This window comes from Burkholderia cepacia (assembly GCF_001039005.1).
Classification (GTDB): Bacteria; Pseudomonadota; Gammaproteobacteria; order Burkholderiales; family Burkholderiaceae; genus Burkholderia; species Burkholderia theae.
This window is the reverse complement of the sequence record NZ_LDWR01000056.1, coordinates 26043-41654: the sequence shown is the minus strand read 5'-3', so window position 1 is coordinate 41654 and position 15612 is coordinate 26043. Positions and strand designations below refer to the sequence as shown.

Genomic DNA, 15612 nt, shown 5'->3' with positions numbered 1-15612 from the left:
TGGTTAGGCGTTCACTGCCTGGCGCGCCGCATACACGCGCTCCTTGAACGGTGCGATGCCGATGCGGTCGTACGTGTCGACGAAGCGCTCGCCGTCGATGCGCGCATCGACGAACGTGTCGATCAGCTTCGCGATCACGTCCGGCACTTCTTCCGCCGAGAACGACGGCCCGATCACGCGGCCGAGGCGCGCGCCGTTGCGGCCCGTGCCCTGCTCGCCGCCGAGCGACACCTGGTACCACTCGGCACCGTCCTTGTCGACGCCGAGGATGCCGATGTTGCCGACGTGGTGGTGACCGCACGAGTTCATGCAACCGGAAATGTTCAGCGACAGGTCGCCGAGGTCATACACATAGTCGAGATCGTCGAAACGCTGCTGGATCGCCAGCGCGATCGGGATCGACTTCGCGTTCGCGAGCGAGCAGAAATCGCCGCCCGGGCACGCGATGATGTCGGTCAGCAGGCCAATGTTCGGCGTCGCGAAACCGGCCGCCTTCGCCTTTTCCCACACCGCGAACAGGTCGCGCTTCTTCACGTTCGCGAGAATCAGGTTCTGCTCGTGCGACACGCGCAGCTCGCCGAACGAATAAGCGTCGGCCCAGTCGGCGACCAACTCCATCTGCTGATCGGTCGCGTCGCCCGGCGCCACGCGGTGATCCTTCAGCGACAGCGTGACGGCTGCGTAGCCCGGCACCTTGTGCGGCGCGACGTTGCGCTCGACCCAGCGCGCGAACGCCTTGTTTTCGAGCAGGTGCTGTTCGAACGATGCGTCGGTGTCGGCCAGCTTCTCGTAGACGGGCGGCTTGAAATACTGCGACACGCGGTCGACTTCCGCCTGCGTGAGCGTCGACGGGCCGTCCTTCAGGTGCTGCCACTCCTCCTCGACCTGCTGCGCGAACTTCGCGGGCGACAGCGCCTTCACGAGGATCTTGATGCGCGCCTTATACAGGTTGTCGCGGCGGCCGAAGCGGTTGTACACGCGCAGCACGGCTTCGCAGTAGGTGAGCAGGTGCTGCCACGGCAGATCTTCCTTGATCACCGCGCCGACGATCGGCGTACGGCCGAGGCCGCCGCCCGCGAGGATGCTCGCGACCACTTCGCCCTGCGCGTTCTTCTTCAGGTACACGCCGAGGTCGTGGATCTGCACGGCCGCGCGATCGTCCTTCGAGCCCGACACCGCGATCTTGAACTTGCGCGGCAGCCATGCGAATTCGGGGTGGAACGTCGACCACTGGCGCAGGATTTCCGACCACGGACGCGGATCGATCTCCTCGTCCTGCGCAACGCCGGCGAACTGGTCGGCCGTGATGTTGCGGATGCAGTTGCCCGAGGTCTGGATGCCGTGCATCTGCACCGACGCGAGCTTCGCGAGGATCTCGGGCGTGTCTTCGAGCTCGATCCAGTTGAACTGGATGTTCGAGCGGGTCGAGAAATGGCCGTAGCCGCGGTCGTGTTCGCGGGCGATGCGCGCCAATATCCGGAGCTGGTCGCTGCGCAGGTTGCCGTACGGAATCGCGATGCGGTGCATGTACGCGTGGCGCTGCATGTACAGGCCGTTCTGCAGACGCAGCGGACGGAACTCGTCTTCGCTCAGCTCGCCCGACAGGCGGCGGCGCACCTGATCGCGGTACTGCGCGACACGCTCGTCGACGATCGTCTGGTCGTATTGGTCGTACTGATACATTCGGGGACCCCAGGGGTTTTCGTGGTGACCGCGCGACGTCCTAGCCACGTCGCGCCCGAATCTCCGTTCTGCCGTCACTGCCCCCATCCGCTGCCGGGTGGATTGCTAATGACGAAAACAGATATCCATATTTGAAAAACTCCGGTGAATCGTAATAAACTCGCCTTATATTTCAAACGACTAAAAAATTCTGTTGATATGCGGAAGGGTTATAAATGAACCTGCACCAATTTCGCTTCGTGCGCGAGGCCGTCCGGCAGAATTTCAACCTCACCGAGGCCGCCAAGGCGCTCTACACGTCGCAACCGGGGGTTTCGAAAGCGATCATCGAGCTCGAGGACGAGCTGGGCGTGGAGATCTTCACGCGGCACGGCAAGCGCGTGCGCTCGCTCACCGAGCCGGGCAGGATCATCCTCGCGTCGGTCGAGCGGATCCTGCAGGAGGTTGAAAGCCTTAAAAGGGTCGGAAAAGATTATGCCGCGCAGGACCAGGGCAACCTGACCATCGCGGCCACCCACACGCAGGCCCGCTACTCGCTGCCGGCCGCGATCGCCGAATTCAAGAAGCGCTTCCCGAAGGTGCACCTGTCGATCCTGCAGGGCAGCCCGACGCAGGTGGCCGAGATGGTGATCCACGACCAGGCCGATCTCGCGATCGCGACCGAGGCGATCTCCGACTACAAGGAACTCGTGTCGCTGCCCTGCTTCCAGTGGCATCACGCGGCCGTCGTGCCGGCCGACCATCCGCTGCTCGAACGCAAGCCGCCGTCGCTCGACGATCTCGCGCAGTACCCGCTGATCACGTACGACGACGCGTTCGCGGGCCGCAAGAAGATCAACCAGGCGTTCGCGCTGCGCGGGCTGTCGCCGGACATCGTCCTCGAGGCGATCGACGCCGACGTGATCAAAACCTATGTCGAGCTCGGCCTCGGCGTCGGGATCATGGCCGACATCGCGTTTAACCCCGAGCGCGACCGCAACCTGCGGCTGATCCCGGTCGGCCACCTGTTCGGCAGCAACGTGACGCGCGTCGCGCTCAAGCAGGGCGCCTACCTGCGCAGCTATGTGTATACGCTCGTCGAACTGCTGTCGCCGACGCTGAACCGCAAGCTGATCGAGCAGGCGCTCAAGGGCGAATCCGAATCGTACGAGCTTTGAGCAGCGTGTATAAACACAGGGGGCGCATATCGCGCCCCTTTTTGTTGCCCGACGGAGATTCCCGCATGACGCTCCCCGCCCTGCTGCGCCGCGCCGCCGGCGCCGTCCTCGCGCTCGCCTGCGCGGCCGCGCATGCCGACCTGAAGGTCGGCGTCGACCTGTCGTCGACCGGCCCGGCCGCCGTGATCGGCATCACGAGCAAGAACGCGATCCTGATGTGGCCGAAGACGATCGCGGGGCAGCCCGTGCAGGTGACGGTGCTCGACGATGCATCCGACCCGGGCACGGCCGTGCGCAACATCCGCAAGCTGGTCGACGAGGATCACGTCGACGTCGTGGTCGGGCCCAACATCACGCCGGCCGCGCTCGCGGCGCTCGACGCGGTGGCCGCCGGGCAGACGCCGATGATCACGCTGGTCGGCTCCGGCGCGATCGTCGAGCCGCAGGAAGGCGCGCGGACCTGGGCGTTCAAGATGGCGCAGAGCGACAGCGCGATGGCCGACGTGATGACGCGCACCATGTCGAATCGCGGCGTGAAGACGGTCGGCTTCATCGGCTTCGCGGACAGCTACGGCGACAGCTGGCTGAACGAGTTCACGCGCTTTGCAGACCTGCGCAAGATCCGCGTCGTCGCGACCGAGCGCTTCAACCGCACCGACGCGAGCGTCACGGGCCAGGCGCTGAAGCTGATCGCGGCGAAGCCCGACGCGATCCTGATCGCGGGCTCAGGCACGCCGGCCGTGCTGCCGCAACGCACGCTGATCGAACGCGGCTACAAGGGCCCGATCTACCAGACACACGGAATCGCGACGCCGGAATTCATCAAGCTGGGCGGCAAGGACGTCGACGGGACGCTGTTCCCGACCCAGCCGGTGGTCGTCGCGCGCACGCTGCCGGCCGACCATCCGGCCCGCAAGGCCGCGCTCGCGTTCGTCGACGCGTACGAGGCGAAGTACGGCGCCGGCACGGTCACGCAGTTCGCCGGCGATGCTGCGGGCGTGTACCCGCGCCTCGCCGACGCGGTCGGCCGCGCGCTGAAGACCGCGCAGCCCGGCACGCCCGCGTTCCGCGCGGCGCTGCGGCACGAACTCGAACGCGCACACGAACTCGTCGTGCCGAACGGCGTCGTCAACACGAGCGACAAGGATCATGTTGGGCTCGATCAACGCGCAAGCGTGATGGGAATCGTGAAACAGGGCCGGTTCGTCTACCTGAGCCAGTGACCGGCAAGGCCGGCAAACCAGTGGCTTGCCCGGTGCGGGGATTTCAGCCATAATCCGCGTTTCGCCGCGCACGAACACCTGCGCGGTCACGAACAAGCCCAGGTGGTGAAATTGGTAGACGCAGGGGACTCAAAATCCCCCGCCGCAAGGCGTGCCGGTTCGATTCCGGCCCTGGGCACCAGTATTTCGCAGCGTCATGCGCTGCCCGCTCGAAACCCGCGCAAGCACCTCGCTTCGCGGGTTTTTTGTTTTTCGCCGCGCCCACCGCAACACGTGTCCCGCCAGCCGGTCCAAGCATCAGGGATGCCGAGCACGGAGGCCGCCCATGTCCATGCGCACGATTTCACGCCCGATCTGCCGCCGCGTGCTTGCCGCGGTTCTGTTGCTGATGCTGGGCGGATGCGACGTACTGAGCGCGCCGCCGGTGCCCGACTGGCCGGGGCCGCATGCGCCCTATCCGTTCCCGGACAACGTCCCCCATCGCACCGAATGACCCGACGGCCGCCCGGCCGCCTTTCGCGGTGCGGACTCAGGCCATCAGCTCGCGGACGAAGTCGAGAAACACCCGCACCTTCGCGGACACGAGGTTCGACGCGTGGTGATACGCATAAAGCGGAAACGTCTCGTCCGCCCATTCCGGCAGCAACTGCACCAGCCGCCCGTCGGCAAGGATGTCCCGCGCGTAGAGTTCCAGCAGCTGCGCGACGCCCGCGCCGCCGAGGCACGCGCCGAGCAGCGCGCCCGTGTCGTTGACCATCAGCCGGCCGCCGGCCTCGAACGGCACCACCTCGTTGCCGCGCTGGAACACCCATTCGAACGGCCGCCCCGTGACCGGATCGCGGATCAGCACGCAACGATGCCCGTCCGCGAGATCGTGCGGATGCCGCGGTTCGCCGTGACGCGCGACATAGGCCGCCGACGCGCAGGTGAGCACGCGCGTCTCGAGCAGCAGCCGCGCACGGTATGACGACGGCTCCGGAACGCCGAAACGCACCGCCACGTCGAAGCCGTCGGCGACGAGATCGCCCATCCGGTCACGCACGCTGATTTCGACGGACAGTTCCGGGAAGCGGTCGAGAAACTCCGCCATCCGCGGCGCCAGCACGGAGTGGCCGAAGGTGCCGTCCACGTTGACCCGCAACCGCCCCCTGACGCGCGCCCTGGAACGGCCGGCGTCGACCGCCGCCTCCTCGATGCCGGCCAGCAGCGGCGCGACCGCCTCGTAAAAGCGCCGCCCTTCGTCGGTCAACGTGATCGCGCGCGCCGTCCGGTTGAAGATCCGGATGCCGACGCGCTCTTCCAGCCGCGCGACGGCGCGGCTCACGGCCGGCTGCGTCAACCCCATCGCCTCGCCCGCGCGCGCGAAGGTGCCGGCCTCGATCACCGCCGAGAGCACGCCGATACCGCTCAGGAGTCTGCTGTCGAATGCCATGAGACATACTTTTAGTCATTCTTGATCTGATCATTATTCATTATTTTTATTGATAGAGGGCGCCTACATTAGTCCTGTCGCCGGCTCGCACGGCACTCACGAACCAAGGAGCAGGACATGAGCACATCGGAACAGGTCGCCCTCGTCACGGGTTCATCGCGTGGCATCGGCGCGGAAATCGCCCGCCGTCTCGCCCGGGACGGTTTCAGGGTCGTCGTCAACTATGCCGGTAGCGCCGGCCCCGCTCAGGAAGTGGTCGACGCGATCGTCGCCGGCGGCGGCGAAGCCATCGCGGTGCAGGCGGACGTCGCCGACCCGGCGGCGACCGCCGCGCTGTTCGACACGGCCGAGCGCGCGTTCGGTCGCGTCGACGTGGTCGTCAACAGTGCGGGCGTCATGAAGCTCGCCGCGATCGCCGACGTCGACGACACGTCCTTCGACCAGACGGTCGCAATCAACCTGAAGGGTACGTTCAACGTCAGCCGCGAGGCGGCGAAGCGCCTGCGCGACGGCGGCCGCATCGTCAACCTGTCGTCGAGCGTGATCGGCATGCGCCTGCCGACCTATGGCGTGTACATCGCGACCAAGGCGGCCGTCGAGGGTATGACGCAGGTCCTTGCCCAGGAGATGCGCGGCCGCGGCATCAGCGTGAACGCGGTCGCACCGGGGCCGGTCGCGACCGAGCTGTTCCTGCACGGCAAGAGCCCCGAACTCGTCGACCGGATGGCGAAAATGAATCCGCTGGAGCGGCTCGGCCAGCCCGCGGACATCGCCGGCGTCGTCGCGTTCCTCGCCGGCCCCGACGGCGCGTGGGTCAACGGCCAGATCCTGCGCGCCAACGGCGGCATGTGCTGACGGACCGCGCGAAAGGGCAACCAGCCGCGGCCCGTCCCCCTGTTACCGGAGATCAATCATGAAGGAAGTCATTCTCGTCACGGGTGCGTCCAGCGGCTTCGGCCTGCTGACGGCCCAGGCACTCGCCCGCGCCGGCCACACGGTCTACGCGTCGATGCGCGAAAGCGCCGGCCGCAACGCGCCGCGCGCCGCCGCGATCGCGGCCTATGCGCAGGAACACGGCGTCGACCTGCGCACCGTTGAGCTCGACGTCGGCGACGACGCGTCCGTCGATGCCGCGATCGACCGCGTAATCGCGGACAACGGCCGCGTCGACACCATCGTCCACAACGCCGGCCACATGGTGTTCGGCCCGGCCGAAGCGTTCACGCCCGAACAACTGGCGCAGCTGTACGACATCAACGTCGTGTCGACCCAGCGCGTGAACCGGGCGGCGCTGCCGCATCTGCGCCGCCAGGGCCGCGGCCTGCTCGTCTGGGTATCGTCCTCGTCGGCGCGCGGCGGCACGCCGCCGTTCCTCGCCCCCTACTTCGCCGCGAAGGCCGCGATGGATTCGCTCGCGGTGTCCTATGCGGCCGAACTCGCCCGCTGGGGCATCGAAACGTCGATCGTCGTGCCGGGCGCATTCACCCGGGGCACAAACCACTTCGTGCACGCGGGCAAGCCGGCCGATGCCGCCGTGCAGGCGGCCTATGACAGCGGACCGTACGCGGGCGTCGCCGATCAAGCGCTGCAGGGCCTCGCCGCGCTCGAACCCGCGGGCGCCGATGCCGGCACCGTCGCGACGGCGATTGCCGATCTCGTCGCCGCGCCGCCCGGCAAGCGCCCGTACCGCGTATTCGTCGATCCGTCGCAGGACGGCGCGGAGGAAGTGTTCCGCGTCGGCGATCGGATCCGCCGCGAGATGTTCCGCAACATCGGCCTCGACGACCTGCTTGCACCCCGCGTCGGCGGTTGAGCCGCCCCCGCGCGCCGGGCCCGCCGGCTCGCGCGTCAGTCGCGCTCGCAGAACCCGAGGATCGCGTCCGCGACCGCCGCCGACGCCTCGTGCTGCGGAAAATGCCCGACGCCGTCCAGCACCTGCCGCGCGTAGCGCCCCGCAAAGTACCGTTCGCGCCCGGCCGAGCTGTCCGGGTGGTTGACGGCATCCGCGCCGCCGTGCAGCACGAGCGTCGGCACCGACAGCACGGGCGACGGATTCAGCCGCGCGTCGTCGTCGGCATAGGCCGGCGCACCCGGCGCGAAACCCCAGCGATGCCGGTACGAATGCAGCACGACGTCGATCCAGTCGGGCCCGTCAAACGCGGCAGCGGCCGCATCGAAATCGCTGTCGCGATACCAGCCGGGCGGCGACCACGTGTCCCACATCAGGCGGGCGAACGCGCGGCGATCGTCGCGCAGCGCCTGTTCGCCGCGCGGCGTCGCCATGAACCAGTGATACCAGTAGTTGCGCGCCTGCTGCAGCGACAGCGGTTGACCGGGATCGTTGGTGCCGTACCCGACCGACAGCATCACGAGATGCGATGCGACGCCCTCGCGCAGCCCACAGGCGTTCGCGACCGCGCGGGCGCCCCAGTCGTGCCCCACCAGCACGGGCCGCTCGACGCCGAGCACATCGACGAATTCGAGCAGGTCGCGCCCGAGCGCCGCGAGCTGGCCGCTGCGGGGCGTGGATGCGTCGCGAAAGCGCGTCGGCGCAAAGCCGCGCAGCGCGGGCGCGAGCACGCGGTAGCCGCGCTCGGCAAGCGCCGCGGCCACGTGCTCCCAGCCGACCGGGCTGTCCGGCCAGCCGTGCAGCAGCACGGCCACGCGTGTGCCGCGCGGGTTCCATTCGAGATAGGCGATATCGAGCGACGCGGTCGTCGCATGCGCATAGGTAGGCATCGTGCTCTCCGTGGGGTCAACCTGTTGCACGATGGTAGGCCGGCCTTTCATCACGATTCACGGAGTATCATGATTCATTCTTCAAATCTTGCGTTGAATTGACCGATGGAACCGCTGACCGATCCCGCGTCGACCTCGCTCGACATCGCGCTGCTGCGCACCTTCCTCGAAGTCGTCGACAGCCGCGGGTTCGCGCCGGCCGCGGAGCGCCTCGCGCTGACGCCGTCCGCCGTCAGCGGCCACATCAAGCGGCTCGAACAGGCGGCCGGCACGGTGCTGCTGGCGCGCACGACGCGCCGTATCGCGCTCACGCCGGCCGGCGACACGCTGTACGTGTACGCGCGCAACATCGTCGACATGGAGCGCGAAGTGCGCGCGAGGCTGCGCGGCGCGCCGGCGCACGGGCGGCTGCGCGTCGGCGCATCGGAGGATTTCGCGGGGGCTTGGCTGCCGCAGGTGCTGCGCACGTTCCGCGACCGCTACCCGCGTACGGCGATCGAGCTGAAGGTCGGGATCACCGCCGTGCTGCTGCGCGAACAGACGCTCGGCCGGCTCGACGTCGTCTTCGGCAAGCAGTGCCGGCAGGTCGACGCGCCGGGCGAGCTGCTGTGGGAAGAACCACTCGTGTGGGCGTTCGCAGCGGATCGCCCGCTCGACGCCGGTGGCGAAGTGCCGCTCGCGCTGTTTCCGGAACCCTGCGTCTATCGCGAGGCCGCCGTCGCGGCGCTCGCCGCCGCGCTGCGGCCGTTCCGCGTGCTGTTCGAGAGCAGCAGCATGGCAGGCTGCGTATCGGCCGCACTCGCGGGCTTCGCGGTCACCGCGCTGGCGCGCAGCCAGTTGCGCGACGGACTGCGTGTGTGCGGATCGCAGGACGGGCTGCCCGCGCTGCCGGCCGCGCGCTTCTACGCGTTCGCGGCGAAACCGGACGGCGCCGGCGCGGCGTTGATCGATGCGGTGCGGGAAACCGGGCGCGGCCGGCAATTCGCGGCGCTGCCCGACTGAAAAAAGCGCGGCACCGCATCACGCAAACCGGCGGCCCGGTCAGTCGCCCTCCGCGCCCGCCCCCGCTCCGGTCCCCGTCAACGCGTCCGCCATCAACTCCCCGAACCACTCGATAAATGCATTGAGCCGGCGCGACCGGTGCCGCCGGTGCGGATACACAGCCGACACGTCCATCGGCGCGGCGCGGTAGCCGGGCATCACGTCGATGAGTGCGCCGCTGTCCAGCAGATGCGCGACGTCGAAGCGCGGAATCTGGATCAGCCCCATTCCAGCGATGCAGCCGGCGATATAGGTTTCGGCGTTGTTGACGATCACGCGGCTCGGCAGCGTCAGCGTGTGCTGCCCGCCGTCCGCGCAGTATTCCCACCCGAGTTCGCGCCCCGTCGTCGGCGACGCATAGCCGATCGCCCAGTGCCCGTGCGCGAGCGCATCCGGATGCTCGGGCACGCCGTATTCGCGCAGGTAGTCGGGGCTCGCGCAGTTGATCAGCGTGAACTGCCCGAGCGGCCGCACGACGAGGCTGCTGTCCGCCAGCCGCCCGACGCGAATCGCGCAGTCGACGCCCTCCTGCACCAGGTCGATCGAGCGGTCCGTCGAGCCGAGCGACAGCTGCAGCTTCGGGTGGCGGCGAAACAGCGACGGCAGCGCGGGCGCGATCACGCGGCGCGCGATCCGGCTCGGCACGTCGACGTTCAGCCGCCCGATCACGTCGCGATCGCGGCGGCGGAACAGGCGGTCGAGTTCGTCGGCCTCGGCGAGCAGGCGCCGGCCGCGTTCGAGCAGCAGCGCGCCATCGGCGGTCAGCTGCACCTGGCGCGTCGTGCGGTGCAGGAGGCGCGTGCCGAGCCCCGTCTCCAGTTGCTGGACGGCCGCCGACACGGTCGCGCGCGGCACGTCGAGCGCATGCGCGGCCTTGATGAAGCTGCCCATCTCGGCAACCTGCAGGAAGATTCTGACCTGATCCAGCTTGTCCATCGGCGGGGAACATGGGTTCGGACGACCGGCGCCAGCGCCCGTCGCGCATCGCGGCGGAGGCCTGCGGCACAGAGAAAACGGGTGCGCGGCCTCGCGGCTGCGCGCCCGTTCATTGTCCACGCAATCGAGCCATTGCGGTGCGCCACGCGCCCGCGACGGCCGCCTGCGTTGGCGCTTACTTGGTCGTATAACCGCCGTTGATCAGGATCGTCTGGCCGGTGATCCACCAGCCGTCGGTCACGAGATGGCGGATGAACGGCACGACGTCCTCGATGTCGGTCAGGCCCGTCTTGCTGAACGGCGACAGCGCGGCCGCCGTCTTGTGATACGCGACCGCATCGGCGCCTTCGGCCGGATAGAAGAACGGCGTGTCCATCGGGCCCGGCCCGACGGCCGTCACCGAGATTCCGCGTGCGCCGTATTCCTTCGACGCCGCGCGCGTGAAGTGCTCGACCGGCGCCTTCGACCCTTCGTACGCCGCATAGAACGGCGTGAACGCGCCGAGCAGCGACGTCACGAGCGTGACGAGCTTGCCGTGATCCTCGAGGTGCCGCCCTGCTTCCTTGATGAAGAAGAACGCCGACTTGCTGTTGACCGCGAACATCTCGTCGTATTCGGCCTCGCTGATCTCGGTGAACGGTTTCTTCAGCACCTTGCCGACCGTGTTGATCGCGATGTCGATCCTGCCGAAGCGCTGCTTCGCGTCGTCGAACAGCTTCTCGACCGCGGCGGCCGTCGTCAGGTCGGCCTGGAACGTCGCTGCGTCGGCGCCGGCCGCGCGCACCGCGGCGGCCGTCTCCTCGGCCTGCGCCTGCGACGCCGCGCTGTTGTAGTGAATCGCCACCGCCTTCGCGCCGTGGCTCGCCAGGTCCCGCGCGATCAAGCCGCCAAGATTCTTTGCGCCGCCTGCGATCAGGACGACCTTGTCTGCGAGCGTGTGAGTTGCCACGGTTGACTCCTTTTTTCGTTGAACGAAGCTAGGAGTGTAGGCACGCGCGACGCGCCGGTCAGCCGGTCGCGGCTGGATGGATTATCCAGAAAAACGATCCAATCGGAATCGTGCAATGTGGGTTGCCGTACCGACAACGGCACCGGAATTCGCTACAGACGGTGTGGCCGCCGGCGCAGTTCAGCGCGCGTACAGCGCTGCGTCAATCTTGCCGAGCAGCCACTGCATGCCGGCCAGATGCTGCTGGTCGTGGCTGCACAGGTAATGGACGAGCCCGCGCACGGTCAGCGATCCGTAGCCGTCGAACTCGCCGGTGCGCGCGAACTGTTCGGGCGTGAGGCTCGACAGGAGGTCCAGCGTTTCGCGTCGCGCTTCGCGGATCGCCGCGAGCACGTCGGATGCATATGCGTCGTTGTAGCGGCGCTCGATCGCGAGTGCGTCGCCGTCGATCGACACGAGCAGCGGCCGATCCTCATCGAGCATCCGCCGCAGCCGCACGTGATAACCGTCGATCTCGATGTCGCGCACGTGGCAGAGCTGCCCGAGCGGCGAGAAGTGCTCGCTCGGAATCCCGGCCCAGTCGTCGGGCGTCCATCGCGCGTAGCCGTCGGGCACGGCGGCGAAATGGGCTTCGAGCAGACGGGGGAAATCGGCGAGTGCGTCGAGCGTCGTCGGATTCATGCGGGAAACTCCCTGTCGGATAGAGCAGCGGCAGCCCTGGCACGGGCCTGCCGCCACCGTTGCGTTACTTCACGCTGAAGCCATATGCGCCCTGCGTGCGGTGTCCGTCGGTGGCGACGGCCACCCATTTCACCGTATAGGCGCCCGTGCCGACCGCCGTGAGCGGCGCCGTCATCCGCTTGCGGTTCGACGCGTCGATGCGCGCGTTGCCGTCCGACACCGTCTTGCCGTCACCGTCGACGACGACGATCGAGCTGAACGCCGGCTCCAGCGGCTCGGTGAAGTCGATCGTGACGGCGGCCGGTGCGGCAGCCACCGCCGCGCCCGCCGCCGGATCGCTCTTCGCGACATGCGCATGCGCGAACGCGGCCGACGAAACGGTCGCGGCAAGGACGACGGCGGCAGCCTTGCGGCCGAACGGGAACGAATCGAAAGGCATGGACTTTCCGTGAAGAATGAAGGGGCGCCGCACCCCGCGCGGCGTTCCGGCAGCTTACCAGCGCAGGCGCGTTCATGCCGGTCGCGCGCGGCTTGATAGAATGCGCGCGCTATGGATCTCGAAAGCATTCTCTACACCCAGGGCTTCGGCTCGCGCCGCCAGTGCCGCGGCCTGATCGAAGCGGGCCGCGTCGCCGTCGCGGGCGCCAGCGCGACCGACCCCGACGCCCCGTTCGATACCGACGGCCTCGTATTCTCGGTCGACGATACGGCATGGCCGTTCCACACGCACGCGTATCTCGCGCTCAACAAGCCGGCCGGCTACGAGTGTTCGCGCGATCCGCAACACCACGCGAGCGTGTTCAGCCTGCTGCCCGCGCCGCTCGTCGCGCGCGGCGTGCAGTGCGTCGGGCGTCTCGACCAGGACACGACGGGCCTGCTGCTGCTGTCCGACGACGGCCAGTTCGTGCACGCGTACACGTCGCCGAAACGCAAGGTGCCGAAGACCTACGTGGCAACCGTGCGCCACCCGCTCGACGACGCGCAGCTGCACGCGCTGCGCACCGGCGTGCAGCTCCACGGCGAGCCGAAACCGATCGCGGCGGTCGCCGCCGACGCGCGCGACACCCACGCGCTCGCGCTGACCGTCCTCGAGGGCAAATATCATCAAGTGAAACGCATGGTTGCGGCGGCGAGCAACCGCGTCGAGCTGCTGCACCGCGAAAGCATCGGCGGCTTCGCGTTGCCGGGCGACCTCGAACCGGGCGCGTGGCGCTGGCTCGATGACGCCGACCTTTCAGCGCTACGCAATCCCGTCAAAACCCTGTAAGGGAAAATCCGCACGACCGTTCGGAGTCCGGCCGCCTCTCCGCCGCACGATCCCCCGCTATACTCGAATCACAAGCTGTACGAGCAGCGATGCAGGGGAGACATCATGAACATCAACCATTCTTTCGAACTGTCGTACGTGACGATCGCGTTCGCGGTCGTCGGTGTCATCGTGATCGGCGGCCTGCTGGCCGCGATGCACATGAAGCACAAATATCATCCGAACCTGATTGGCGCGCTGATCGGCGCGCTGCTGTGCTTCCTGCTGATCGAGGCGTTACCGGCGCTGACTTGACGCGCTGCCCGGCGCGAGCGTTTGAAGGAAATCGTCTACGGTCGGATATCGCAACGTCACGCACAATTCGGCCTTGAGCCGTGCGTTGGACAAGCGCCGCGACTCGCGCATGAATGACAGCAGCGTCGGTTCGAGCTGGCGTTCGGCGTCCGCGCGGCTGACGCGCGGCGGCATCGGCAGGCCGAGCGCCTGCGCGACACGGTCGAAATACTCCCCCATCCGCAGTTCGCTGTCGTCCGACGCATGCACGGCGCGCGCCGGCCTGCCGCGCTCGGCCGCGCGGCGCAGGATCGCCGCGAGATCGTCCGCGTGGATGTGGTTCGTGTAGACGTCGTCGGCCGCGTCGAGCGCCGGCGTGCCGCGCTCGAGCCGTGCAACCGGCAGACGGTTCGCCGCGTAGATGCCGGGAATGCGCACGATGCGTGCGGACAGCACGCCGCGCGTGGTCGCCGCACGCAGTTGCCGCTCGGCCGACACGCGCCGGAACGCGCGCGGATTCGCGGGGCGCAGCGGGTGCGTTTCGTCGATGCGCGCGCCGCCGCAGTCGCCATATACGCCCGTCGTGCTGGCGTAGACGAGCCTCGGCGCGCGAAGGCCGTCGGGTACAATACGCGCTGCCCGAACGGGCGAGCCGGCCTGTCGGGCAGCGGCGCGCAGCGTTCGGAGCCGGCCGACCGCCGGTGCCGGCGGCACCGCTGGCCGTCGAGCGGGAACGGTCGTTGCGGCAATCAGCGCACGCGTGCGCCGGTCGTCGCGGCCATCGGACTGCGGCGGCGCGAGATGCAGGATCGTGCGGGCAAGACCCGCGAGACGGCCGAGCGTCGCCGGGCGGTCGAGATCGCCGACGATCGGCGTCGCGCCCGCGGCGCGCAGTTCGTCGCGGCGGGCCGGGTGGCTCGTCAGCGCGAAGATCCGCAGGTTGCGGCGCGTGTCGCGCCATTGCGCGACGCAGCGCATGCCGACGTCGCCGCAGCCGACGATCAGTGCGCGCGGCCGGCGCAGGATTCGTGTCGCGATCATGTTGGTTGCGAAATCAGTAGCCACCGTTGCGCGACGCGCAACGGGTTTGCATTGTAGCTGCCGTGCTCGACATGCACGGTCCCCACATTTTGTTCTAGTTTGGTTCTATGGCATTCAACGTCACTCTCAAGCAAAGCGGCCGGCAATTCCAGGTCGAGTCGGACGAAACCGTGCTGGCGGCCGCGCTGCGCCAGAACGTCCATCTGCCGTACGGCTGCAAGAACGGCGCGTGCGGCTCCTGCAAAGGCCAGATCGTGTCGGGCCAGATCGAACAGGGCCCGCACGCCGCGTCGGCGCTGTCCAACGACGAGCGCACGCGCGGCCTCGCGCTGCTGTGCTGCTCGAAGGCGCAATGCGATCTCGAGATCGACGTGCGCGAGATCGCCGGCGTCGACGGCGTGCAGGTCAAGAAGCTGCCGTGCCGGATCGCCGCGCTCGAACGCAAGGCCGACGACGTGATGGTCGTGAAACTGCAGTTGCCGGCCAACGAACGCTTGCAGTATCTCGCGGGCCAGTACGTCGAGTTCATCCTGAAGGACGGCTCGCGCCGCAGCTACTCGATGGCGAACGCGCCGCACGAGGAAGGCCCGATCGAGCTGCACATCCGCCACATGCCGGGCGGCAAGTTCACCGATCACGTGTTCGGCCCGATGAAGGAGCGCGACATCCTGCGCTTCGAAGGCCCGCTCGGCACGTTCTTCCTGCGCGAGGATTCCGACAAGCCGATCGTGCTGCTCGCGTCCGGCACCGGCTTCGCGCCGATCAAGGCGATCATCGAGCACGTGAAGCACATGGGCATCACGCGCCCGATGACGCTCTACTGGGGTGCCCGACGCAAGAAGGACATCTACCTCGGCGAGCTCGCCGAGCAGTGGGCGCGCGAGATCCCGAACTTCAAGTACGTGCCGGTGCTCTCCGAGCCGGACAGCGGCGACCAGTGGACCGGCCGCACGGGCTTCGTCCATCGCGCGGTGATCGAAGACCTGCCCGATCTGTCGGGCCACCAGGTGTACGCATGCGGCGCACCGGTGATGGTCGAATCCGCGCAGCGCGACTTCACGCAGCACCACGCGCTGCCGGCCGACGAGTTCTTCGCGGACTCGTTCACGAGCGCCGCCGATCTCGCCCACCCGGTCTGAGTACCGCGCACCCGCGCCGCGCGCCGCGATGTCACATCCGTGGCATCGCGG

17 protein-coding genes and 1 tRNA gene are annotated in these 15612 nt (G+C 68.1%); 10 read left to right on the top strand and 8 right to left on the bottom strand.

The genetic code is table 11. The features are described 5' to 3' along the window. Positions 1–3: 3 nt before the first annotated feature. Positions 4–1683 carry a nitrite/sulfite reductase gene (locus VL15_RS30020; protein WP_048250331.1) on the bottom strand — a complete coding sequence of 560 codons (1680 nt, stop codon included), beginning with the start codon at positions 1681–1683 and terminating at the stop codon, positions 4–6. Between the two features lie 215 nt (positions 1684–1898). Here VL15_RS30020 and VL15_RS30015 point away from each other — a divergent pair, with 215 nt between their 5' ends. From VL15_RS30015 to VL15_RS42865, 4 genes are all read left to right on the top strand, one after another. Next, positions 1899–2840, top strand: coding sequence for a CysB family HTH-type transcriptional regulator (locus VL15_RS30015; protein WP_034178788.1), 942 nt, complete (start codon positions 1899–1901; stop codon positions 2838–2840). 65 nt (positions 2841–2905) lie between these two features. Continuing rightward, the gene (locus tag VL15_RS30010; RefSeq protein ID WP_048250330.1) at positions 2906–4063 is read left to right on the top strand and encodes an ABC transporter substrate-binding protein; all 1158 of its coding nucleotides are present in this window, start codon (positions 2906–2908) and stop codon (positions 4061–4063) included. Positions 4064–4159: 96 nt separating this feature from the next. Further along, a tRNA-Leu gene (locus VL15_RS30005) sits at positions 4160–4244 on the top strand. Between the two features lie 144 nt (positions 4245–4388). Next, positions 4389–4556, top strand: a complete 168-nt coding sequence (locus tag VL15_RS42865; protein WP_196319640.1) for a hypothetical protein — start codon at positions 4389–4391, stop codon at positions 4554–4556. A 36-nt stretch (positions 4557–4592) separates the two neighbouring features. Here the strand turns inward: VL15_RS42865 and VL15_RS30000 are convergent, their stop codons facing one another. Continuing rightward, positions 4593–5495: a LysR family transcriptional regulator gene (locus VL15_RS30000; RefSeq protein WP_048250329.1), complete on the bottom strand. Its 903-nt coding sequence runs from the start codon at positions 5493–5495 to the stop codon at positions 4593–4595. 117 nt (positions 5496–5612) lie between these two features. Between VL15_RS30000 and VL15_RS29995 the strand changes: the two genes are divergently transcribed. Together VL15_RS29995 and VL15_RS29990 are read left to right on the top strand one after the other, a co-directional pair. Next, positions 5613–6350, top strand: a complete 738-nt coding sequence (locus VL15_RS29995; RefSeq protein WP_048250328.1) for an SDR family oxidoreductase — start codon at positions 5613–5615, stop codon at positions 6348–6350. A 58-nt stretch (positions 6351–6408) separates the two neighbouring features. Continuing rightward, on the top strand, positions 6409–7308 hold the full coding sequence (locus tag VL15_RS29990; protein WP_048250327.1) for an SDR family oxidoreductase: 900 nt from the start codon (positions 6409–6411) through the stop codon (positions 7306–7308). A 35-nt stretch (positions 7309–7343) separates the two neighbouring features. Here VL15_RS29990 and VL15_RS29985 read toward each other — a convergent pair whose 3' ends face one another. Continuing rightward, a complete protein-coding gene (locus VL15_RS29985) occupies positions 7344–8234 on the bottom strand; it encodes an alpha/beta fold hydrolase (protein ID WP_048250326.1) in 891 nt (296 codons plus the stop codon). Positions 8235–8339: 105 nt separating this feature from the next. On the opposite strand from VL15_RS29985, the gene VL15_RS29980 reads away from it, so the two are divergent. After that, the gene (locus tag VL15_RS29980; protein WP_048250325.1) at positions 8340–9236 is read left to right on the top strand and encodes a LysR substrate-binding domain-containing protein; all 897 of its coding nucleotides are present in this window, start codon (positions 8340–8342) and stop codon (positions 9234–9236) included. Positions 9237–9275: 39 nt separating this feature from the next. Here the strand turns inward: VL15_RS29980 and VL15_RS29975 are convergent, their stop codons facing one another. The 4 genes from VL15_RS29975 to copC form a co-directional block, all read right to left on the bottom strand. After that, positions 9276–10211: a LysR family transcriptional regulator gene (locus tag VL15_RS29975; protein ID WP_048250324.1), complete on the bottom strand. Its 936-nt coding sequence runs from the start codon at positions 10209–10211 to the stop codon at positions 9276–9278. Positions 10212–10386: 175 nt separating this feature from the next. After that, the gene (locus VL15_RS29970) at positions 10387–11160 is read right to left on the bottom strand and encodes an SDR family oxidoreductase (RefSeq protein WP_048250323.1); all 774 of its coding nucleotides are present in this window, start codon (positions 11158–11160) and stop codon (positions 10387–10389) included. A gap of 180 nt (positions 11161–11340) precedes the next feature. Beyond that, positions 11341–11841, bottom strand: coding sequence for a DinB family protein (locus tag VL15_RS29965; RefSeq protein ID WP_048250322.1), 501 nt, complete (start codon positions 11839–11841; stop codon positions 11341–11343). Between the two features lie 64 nt (positions 11842–11905). Next, complete coding sequence (copC, locus tag VL15_RS29960; protein ID WP_048250321.1) at positions 11906–12280, bottom strand: copper homeostasis periplasmic binding protein CopC; 375 nt, start codon at positions 12278–12280, stop codon at positions 11906–11908. Between the two features lie 111 nt (positions 12281–12391). Here copC and VL15_RS29955 point away from each other — a divergent pair, with 111 nt between their 5' ends. Next, positions 12392–13108 (top strand): pseudouridine synthase, encoded by a 717-nt coding sequence (locus VL15_RS29955; RefSeq protein ID WP_048250320.1) that lies wholly within the window; start codon positions 12392–12394, stop codon positions 13106–13108. Positions 13109–13213: 105 nt separating this feature from the next. Further along, on the top strand, positions 13214–13402 hold the full coding sequence (locus VL15_RS29950) for a hypothetical protein (RefSeq protein WP_048250319.1): 189 nt from the start codon (positions 13214–13216) through the stop codon (positions 13400–13402). Here VL15_RS29950 and VL15_RS29945 read toward each other — a convergent pair. Then, a complete protein-coding gene (locus tag VL15_RS29945; RefSeq protein WP_048250317.1) occupies positions 13385–14422 on the bottom strand; it encodes an NAD-dependent epimerase/dehydratase family protein in 1038 nt (345 codons plus the stop codon). The genes VL15_RS29950 and VL15_RS29945 overlap by 18 nt on opposite strands. Before the next feature lie 107 nt (positions 14423–14529). On the opposite strand from VL15_RS29945, the gene VL15_RS29940 reads away from it, so the two are divergent. Then, entirely contained in the window at positions 14530–15561 is a 1032-nt protein-coding gene (locus tag VL15_RS29940) for a CDP-6-deoxy-delta-3,4-glucoseen reductase (protein WP_048250316.1), read from the top strand. Positions 15562–15612 lie beyond the last annotated feature (51 nt).